Genomic DNA, 8305 nt, shown 5'->3' on the forward strand with positions numbered 1-8305 from the left:
GTCATCGCCAAACAGGAACTGGTTGGGCGAAGCCATCGAGACATAGCGCTGGTACCAGTTCGTGTAGCCCCAGCCCTGGTTGCGCAGGTCGGTCGAGCCGAACAGGCCCTTGTCCGGTCGCTGGAAGAAGGCGGCGATGTCGCCATGCTGCTTCCAGGTCTTCGGCGGCGCCAGATCGTAGCCGTATTTGTCCTTGAAGGCCTTCTTCTCGGCTTCGTCGCCGAACAGGTCGGTGCGGTAGACCCAAGTCTGGAAGTCGCCGTCCAGCGACACGCCATAGTTCGAGCCGCGGTATTTGTTGAGCAGCGACACGCCCTTGGCGCCGTTGACATAGCCGCTGACGGGATCGTCCCATTCAGGCTTATGCTGCGCGACAAAGTCGTCGAGCTTGGCGATGCCGCCGGTTTCGGCGAGGTCGCCGAGGCGGTTCCATTCGGTCGAGTAGATGTCGTAGGCCCCACCCTTGGTGGAGATGTCCTGCATCGTCTTGGTGAATTCCTGGCCGTTCGGCAGACCGACGATTTCGATCGCGATGCCGGTTTCCTTTTCCCACAGCTCCTTGATCGACGGCGCACCGGCCGGGAACGGCTGCGTGAGCTGGCCGATCGAGCCGTCGGACAGGCCGAGCACGATCTTGGTCGGCGCCTTGCCGGCGCCCTTCAGCGCCTTCGCCGCCTCGATGGCGCGGCCTTCCGGCGTATCGGCGCCATACTGGTAGCGCTCGGCCCCTTCGAAGCCCGTCGGGCCGCCGATCATGCCTGGCGCCAGCGCGTCGGCCGCATAGGCACGGCCGGGACGAATGAATTGGGGTGCGATACCAGCAGCGGCCATCATGACGGCCGCCTTTCCTCCAGATGCCAGCAGCCGGCGCCGCGAGATGCGGATCAAGTCAGACATTGAAACTCCTCCCTCAGGGCCACGTTTCCTCCACGACCCTTATGAGGGATATTGACGACAGCATGGCAAGGCTGTCAACATCATAAATAATCAAAACACATCATAACATCGCAATAGGGCAAGGAAAATGCACAAAAACGGGATCCATCCGTCAAGCCGGATGCCTCAATTTGAGGGCACCCGACCCTTCCCGGCCCTGCGCAGCCCTGCCGGACCATTTGATTTAGCCCGGCGGCTTGCACATCGGCCAAGGGCGGATACATCATTTCCCATCAGAATCGCCGATGACGCGGAAGCCGTCACCAGCCGATCCGACGCATGCAGGAGATGAAAGACGGTGCGTTCCACCCTGACTGACATAGCCCGGGAGGCCGGCGTCTCGGCCGCCACCGTCGACCGCGTGCTCAACAACCGGCCCGGCGTACGGGCGCGCACGCGGGAAATCGTGCTCGAAATGGCGCAGCGCCTCGGCTACATCGCCGAAGGCCCGAACGGCACGCCGCCACGGCCCTCGCCCGGCGAGGTCATCCGGCTCGACTTCGCCCTGCCGGCCGGCACCAATTCCTTCATCAAGATGCTGCACCGCCACATCGAGGCACAGGCTCTGGCGCGGCCCGACCTCGATGTTCGTATCGCCACCATAGAGGGCTTCAATCCTGACCGGCTCGCTCGCCTGCTGCAGGATCTGCGCGGACAGACGCAAGGCGTCGGCGTCATCGCACTCGACCATCCGACGGTGCGCGAAGCGATCCGCTCCCTGTCGGCCAACGACATCAAGGTGGTGACCATCGCTTCCGACATCCTGCATGTGCCCAGGGTCGCGTATATCGGCATCGACAACCGCGCCGCCGGGCGGCTGGCCGGCTATCTGCTCAACCGCTTCATGGGATCGGGGCGTCCGGGCAAGGTGGCGCTGTTCGCAGGTTCGCTGTCCTATCGCGGCCACGAAGAACGCGAGATGGGGTTCCGCCACGTGCTGACCGAGGAATCACCCAATCTGCAGATCGTCGAAATGCGCGAAATGCTCGACGATCGCGAGAAGGCCTATTCGGAGGCATCGGCCCTGCTGGAGCGGCACCCCGACCTTGCCGCGATCTACAATGTCGGCGCCGGCAACACCGGCATCGCCCGCGCGCTCAAGGAGCGCGACCGCGCCCAGTCCATGGTCTTCCTCGGCCACGAAGTGACGGACGGGACCAAGGACCTTCTGCTCGACGGCACGCTCGACGCTGTCATCGACCAGAACCCGCGCGTCGAGGCCCGCGAAGCGCTCAACACCCTGATCCATGCGGTCCGGGGACTGCCCTATGAACTGCACCAACCAAGGCTGCAGGTGATCTTCAAGGAGAACATCCCGGAGATTTGACCTGTACGAGGCGGCGCCGCAAAGCGCCCGCCCGCTCGATGCTTCTAGTCTATTGGACGGCAGCGACTTCAGCCGCGGCGCCATCGACAAAGCTCTTGTCGACCCATTTGCCATAGTCGATCGAGCCCTTCAGCAGCCCGGCGCTGGCCATGAATTTCTCCTCGCCTTGCAAGGCGGCGATCGCGCCGTCCGTGAGTTTCGGATCCTGATGGAACACCCCGTCGGCATAGGTCTTGCGGACGGATTTTTCCGACGACTTGGTGGCCTCGACAAAGGTCTTGATCGTCTGGTCCGGATGGGCATCGGCCCAACGCGAAATCTCGATATCGACCTTCAGCAGCCGCTTGACCAGATCGGGATATTTCGCCGCGAAGGCGCCGTTGACCGAGATGACGTTGGGCACGTTCCATTCCGGATGAGTGCTGGTGTCGAACAGGACGCGCGCCTCGCCGGTGTCGACCAGCTTGGCCGCCGTCGAATCGGTCTCGACAATGGCGTCGATATCGCCGCGCAGCAACGCCGGGCCGGATGCCTCGAACGGCAGGTTCAGACCTTCGACGTCATTGGTGGTCAGGCCGACGCTGTTCAGCGCCTTGCTGAAGTTCGAATGCCGCACCGTGCCGGTGAGATAGGCGACCTTCTTGCCCCTGAGATCCTGCAGCGTCTTCAGCGGCGAGCCGGTCTTGACGACGATGTAGGAACCGCCGGCCTTCACATAGCTCGACAGGCCGATCAGCTTGACGTCGGCGCCGGACGCAGCAACCCGCAGCGCCGGATTGTTGCCGGTATAGGTGAATTCGATCGCACCGGTGGCCAGCGCGGTCGTCGCCTCCGAACCGCCATTGAAAGTCACCAGTTCGACCTTGATGCCGTCCTTGGCGAACTCCTTCTCCCACCAGCCGTCCTTCTGGGCGAGGATGAATTTGAGATGCCCCGGCGCGGTACTGCCGATGCGGATAATTTCAGGCTTGTCCTGCGCGAAGGCAGGCATGCCACCAAGGCCGATGACGACGCCAATAGCGCCCTTCAGCAGCAGCCGGCGAAGTGCGTCGAATGGAATGTTGGGCATGGGAAAAATCCTTCCTGGTTGGAATGAATGGACCGCTTAAATGAGCGAGGTCTCGGACTGGCCTTTCCAGGCTGTTGCCCAGCGCTCGAACCAGACGAGCAGGTAGTTGACGGTCAGGCCGATGACGGTCAGCGTCAGGATGCCGGCGTACATGTCGGCCGTTTCCATCATCAGCTGCGAGTTCTGGATGAGGAAACCGAGGCCGGATTTGGCCGCCAGCATCTCGGCGCCGATGACCGCGAACAGCGAGGATTTCACCGCCAGCCGGGCGCCGGCGACGATCGAGGGAATGCTGGCCGGCAGGATGACTTTGCGGAACAGATCGAAGTCGGACGTACCCATCGAGCGCGCCGCCTTGATCAGCAGCGGATCCACCGACTTGACGCCGCTGATCGTGTTGACGAGGAGAAAGAAAACCGAGGAGTAGAAGGTGATCGCGACCTTCGATTCCTCACCGATGCCGAGCAACAGGATGAACACCGGCAGCAGTGCGAATTGCGATGTGTTTCGCAGCGTCTGCACCAGGAGGTCGGAAACCTTCTCGAACAACGAATAGCGCCCCATCAACAGACCGAGGGGGATGGCCACCACCACGCCGAGTGCGAAGCCGATCGCGGCGCGCTGCAGGCTGATGCCGATATGCTCGATCAGCACGCCCGAAGCGAGCAGCGCCCACCAGGCGACCAGCACCTCGCTCAGCGGCGGAAAGAAGATGCGGTTCAGCCAGCCGAGTCGGGGCGCGATCTCCCACAGCAGGAAGAACAGGCCGAGCAGCGGCACGCCATAGAGGAACGTGCCGTGGCTTGCTTTCTTGCTCCGGATCTTGGCGCTGGCCTTGATGGCCGGGACCCTGGCGGCGGCTACCGTTTCGCCAGCGCCGGCAAACAGGTGGAGCGCTCCCGCGGAGCCAAACTTCTCGGTCAGATAGGCCATTGGTCCAGCTCCTCAGTGACTGAAGGCTGGCGACAGGGTCCAGTCCTTCTGCGCCTTGTTGACCTCGTCGCGCAGCACGTCCCAGACGCGGGCGCGATATAGATTGAATTCGGCGCTGGCGCGGATGTCGCCGTCGCGCGGTCGTGGCAGGTCGATGTCGATGATCTCTTTCACCGCGCCCGGCCGTGCCGTCATCACCACGACGCGGTCGGCGAGGAAGATCGCCTCGTCGATCGAGTGGGTGACAAAAATCACCGTGGTGTTGATCTTGCCCCAGATCCGCAGCAGCTCGCCTTGCAGAAGCTCGCGCGTCTGCTGGTCGAGCGCCGCGAACGGCTCGTCCATCAGCAGCACTTCCGGGTTGCTGGCCAGCGCACGCGCGATCGCCACACGCTGCTGCATGCCGCCGGACAGCTGGTTGGGAAAACGGTCCTCGAAACCGGCAAGGCCGAACAGCGCCAACAGATGGCGGGCTGTGGCGGTACGCTCGGCCTTGGCCACGCCGCGCACTTCCAGCGCATATTCGATGTTGGCGAGCGCCGTGCGCCAGGGAAACAGCGCATATTGCTGGAAGACATAGCCGGTCTTTGGATCGGGCCTGGTGATGCGCCTGCCGTCGAGCTGGACGTTGCCGCCGGTCGCCTGCGTCAGCCCGCCAATGATATCGAGCAGCACCGACTTGCCCGAGCCGCTCGGGCCGACCAGCGTGATGAACTCGCCCTTGCGGATGGAAAGATCGACGCCGTCGAGCACGGTGACGCGGTCGGTCGCCTCGCCATCCACGGTGACGAACTGCCCCGGCTTGAGCTGGAAGGTCTTGCTGATGTCGCTGACGACGATCCGGTCCATGTTCGGGCGATCCATATCTGTCTCCGATCGGTTCACTGCGCCACGCGGATGCGGTGCGTCGGGTCGAATTCCGAGCCGCCCGCCTTGCCGCGCTTCCAGCCAAGCGCGCGGGCATAGGAGCCGAACATCTGGCGGGCGTCGGCCTGAGCTTCCGTGATGCCGGTCGGCCCTTCGGCGAACTCGGCCACATAAAGCGCGTCGGTCGGGCAATAGATCTCGCAAAGAAAGCAGGTCTGGCAGTCCTCCTGGCGAGCGATCACCGGCACGCCATTGTCGGTCGCGTCGAAGACGTTGGCCGGGCACACCTTGACGCAGATGTCGCATTCGACGCAGCGCGTGGCCGAGACGATCTCGATCATGACGCCAGCTCCGCCAGCCGCTCAGGCGCACCTGCGATGCGGAACGCATCCACACCGGTGATGACCAGCCGGTGCGCGAAGGCCGGGCTCTTGCCCGGCAGATCGGTGCGGCGGTGCATGCCGCGGCTCTCGGTGCGGTGCAGCGCGGCGGCCACGGACCAACGCCCAGCAGCGGCGATCGAAGCTGCCTCTCGGGTACGGACCCGGTCCAGCCCCTCGCCTTGCAGATGGCTGCGCACGTCGCGCCAGACACTCTCCAGCCGCTCGCCGCTTTTCTCCAGGGCCTCGCCAGTGCGGAAGAAATTCTTGTCGAGCGGCGTGACTTCGCTACGCACCGCCTCGATAACTTCGCCCGCCGAGATGTCGGCCCTCGCCGATGATGCAGGACGCAAGCCGGCCTGGCCGAGCGATTGCACCGCGCTGCGGAACGCCTTGCCGGTCCGGCGCTTGGCATGGGTCGAGGCACCTTTGCCGGCCCACCAGCCGCTGGCCAGCGCCCAGGATGAATTGACGGCGCCGCCGCCTGATAGCGCACCGGTCATCATCTCGCGGCTGGCGGCATCGCCGGCAACATAGAGGCCGGGCACGCCGGTGGCGCAATCGTCGGAGACGATGTCGATGCCGCCGGTGCCGCGCACCGTGCCTTCGGCGCGCAAGGTGATACGGAACAGTTCGCTGAACGGATCGATGCCGGCGCGGTCATAGGGCACGAAGCAGTTCGGCTGGCCCTGGCGCAGCCAGCCTTGCAGCGCCGGCTCGGCCTGATCGAGCCGCGCGTAGACCGGGCCGTCGATCAGCGCGCGCGCCACTTCCTCCTCGCGGTCGCCGATGCCGTTACGCAACGGCTCGCCGGTCGGCCCGAGGATCGGCGAGCCGTCCTCGCGATGGAACGAGGCCCAGCGGAACGGCAGGCCCTTGTTCAGCGATGAGCCATAGGGCGCCAGCGTATATTTGCCGGTGAACTCCATGCCCGACAGGCTGGCGCCGGCCTCCGCCGCCATCAGATAGCCGTCGCCGGTCAGCCCGGTCGCGCCGAGGATGCGCTCGCGGAAAGCGCAGCCGCCCGTCGCCAGCACCACCGCGTTGGCGTCGACGCGCCAGTCCTGGCCGATCTGCCGGGCGACACCGGCGGCGCCGACGATGGCATCGCCGTCGGACAGAAGTTCGAGCGCTGGGTGATGGTCGAGCACGGTGACGCCGGCCAACAGCACCCGGCGGCGCATGAAGCGCATGTAGTCCGGCCCGCGCAGATTGGCGATGTAGAGGCGGCCGTCATCCTCGCTCGGAAAGGGATAGCCCCATTCGGACAGCCTGAGCAGATTGCGGTAGGCAGTATCGACGCAGCGCAGCATCCAGCGCGGGTCGGCGAGTTCGCCGGTGCGCTGCCAGCGCCGCTCGACGACGGCATGCCTGTTGTCGCCCGGCGGCACGCACCAGGTGCCGGTGTTGGAGGGCGCGGTGGCGCCGCTGGTACCGAGATAGCCCTTATCGGCCAGCACCACCTTGGCGCCGCTCTCGGCCGCAGCGACAGCCGCCCAGGCCGCTGACGGACCTCCGCCCAGCACCAGCACGTCGGCCTGGAGCAGCAAGCTGTCGGAAGCGGATTTTTGCGGCTTGTGCATGGATACCTGGCGAATGCGTTCGAAGCGGCGCCTGCGCTAAGCGGCGCGGGCGGCGCTGGAGGACCAGACCGGCTCGTTGCCGGCACTCCACTTGATGTTGCAGCCGATCGACGGCACCTGGCTGGCAGCGGGCCTGCCGCCCTCCAGCACCGTGTCGACCGCTGCGCGCAGATCGGCACCGGTCACCGGCTTGCCATTGCCCGGCCGCGCATCGTCGAACTGGCCGTGATAGGCGAGCCGCCGGTCGGCATCGAACAGGAAGAAGTCGGGTGTGCAGGCGGCGCCGTAGGCTTTCGCCGTCTGCTGCGACGCATCCTTGAGATAGGGGAAGGAATAGCCGAATTTTTCGGCCTCTTCGCCGATGCGGGCCAGCGTCTCCTCCGGATGCGCCTCATGGTCATTGGCGTTGATCGCCACCACTTGCAGCCCCTTGCCGGCATAATCCCTGGCGAAAACGGCAAACTGCTCACGGATCAGCACGACGAACGGGCAGCGGTTGGAAATAAAGGCGACGAGCAAGGCCGGCTTGGCGTCGAAATCGACGAGGCGGTGCAGCACGCCTTGCGCGTCGGGCAGCAGGAAATCGGCCGCCCTGGTGCCGAGGTCGATCGGATTGGACTCTGTCTTCGGCATTGATGCGCGCTCCCTTTGTGCAGCCGGTTTTCACAGGCCAAGGTGCGAGCGCCTCGAACGTTCGCAGTTAGTCTATGAATTTAGTATAATTATAGGCTGGAGAGCACATTCACGGTCAACCGCGCGGCTTAGAATATCGTGTCAATGTTTCAGGCCGAGCCGCCAAGTTTGTTCGGGCGGAAGCCGATCCGGAGAAATCCGGACGGACAGGATTTATCAAGCGCAACGGGTTCGACGACGAATTGGTACTGCCCAGCCGAAACGCCTTGCGATTTTCGCGACGTCATTCCCCTTCCGGATAGAGCGCCTTCGCCAGGTCGCGGATCGCATCTGATGTGCGCGGGCCGAAGCCGATCATGTAGGCGCCGTCAAGCACGACCAGCGCCTTGTTGGCCGCCGCCGGCGTTGCCGCCAGCGCGCGGTTGCCGAACACCTGCTCGGGCGTCGGGCCACCCTTGCCGTCGCTCATCATCAGGATGACATCAGGCGCCATCTCGATCAGCTTTTCCTCTGATGCCGCCTTGTAGCCCTGCACGACATCCATCGGGTTGCGGCCGCCGGCGTAGCGGATGATGGC

At 64.6% G+C, this 8305-nt stretch carries 9 protein-coding genes; 1 reads left to right on the plus strand and 8 read right to left on the minus strand.

The window, feature by feature from the left end; translation table 11 throughout:
- Window positions 1-897: ABC transporter substrate-binding protein (locus EN964_RS16515; RefSeq protein ID WP_127276545.1), on the minus strand; the 897-nt coding region annotated here is incomplete at its 3' end.
- Window positions 898-1234: 337 nt separating this feature from the next.
- Between EN964_RS16515 and EN964_RS16520 the strand changes: the two genes are divergently transcribed.
- On the plus strand, window positions 1235-2263 hold the full coding sequence (locus EN964_RS16520; protein ID WP_127269506.1) for a LacI family DNA-binding transcriptional regulator: 1029 nt from the start codon (window positions 1235-1237) through the stop codon (window positions 2261-2263).
- Between the two features lie 49 nt (window positions 2264-2312).
- Here EN964_RS16520 and EN964_RS16525 read toward each other — a convergent pair whose 3' ends face one another.
- The 7 genes from EN964_RS16525 to EN964_RS16555 all read right to left on the minus strand — a co-directional run.
- A complete protein-coding gene (locus tag EN964_RS16525; RefSeq protein ID WP_127270899.1) occupies window positions 2313-3332 on the minus strand; it encodes an aliphatic sulfonate ABC transporter substrate-binding protein in 1020 nt (339 codons plus the stop codon).
- A 36-nt stretch (window positions 3333-3368) separates the two neighbouring features.
- Window positions 3369-4265 (minus strand): ABC transporter permease, encoded by an 897-nt coding sequence (locus EN964_RS16530; protein WP_127270901.1) that lies wholly within the window; start codon window positions 4263-4265, stop codon window positions 3369-3371.
- 12 nt (window positions 4266-4277) lie between these two features.
- Window positions 4278-5114: an ABC transporter ATP-binding protein gene (locus EN964_RS16535; protein WP_127270530.1), complete on the minus strand. Its 837-nt coding sequence runs from the start codon at window positions 5112-5114 to the stop codon at window positions 4278-4280.
- 32 nt (window positions 5115-5146) lie between these two features.
- The gene (locus tag EN964_RS16540) at window positions 5147-5473 is read right to left on the minus strand and encodes a ferredoxin family protein (protein WP_127270526.1); all 327 of its coding nucleotides are present in this window, start codon (window positions 5471-5473) and stop codon (window positions 5147-5149) included.
- Entirely contained in the window at window positions 5470-7095 is a 1626-nt protein-coding gene (locus EN964_RS16545) for an FAD-binding protein (RefSeq protein WP_127270525.1), read from the minus strand. The genes EN964_RS16540 and EN964_RS16545 overlap by 4 nt, the downstream gene beginning before the upstream one ends.
- Before the next feature lie 36 nt (window positions 7096-7131).
- Window positions 7132-7728, minus strand: a complete 597-nt coding sequence (locus tag EN964_RS16550) for a thioredoxin family protein (protein WP_127270903.1) — start codon at window positions 7726-7728, stop codon at window positions 7132-7134.
- A 283-nt stretch (window positions 7729-8011) separates the two neighbouring features.
- The coding region (locus EN964_RS16555) for an ABC transporter substrate-binding protein (protein WP_164775844.1) at window positions 8012-8305 on the minus strand (294 nt) is incomplete at its 5' end.

The sequence above is a fragment of the Mesorhizobium sp. M7A.F.Ca.CA.001.10.2.1 genome (assembly GCF_003998575.1).
GTDB lineage: Bacteria > Pseudomonadota > Alphaproteobacteria > Rhizobiales > Rhizobiaceae > Mesorhizobium.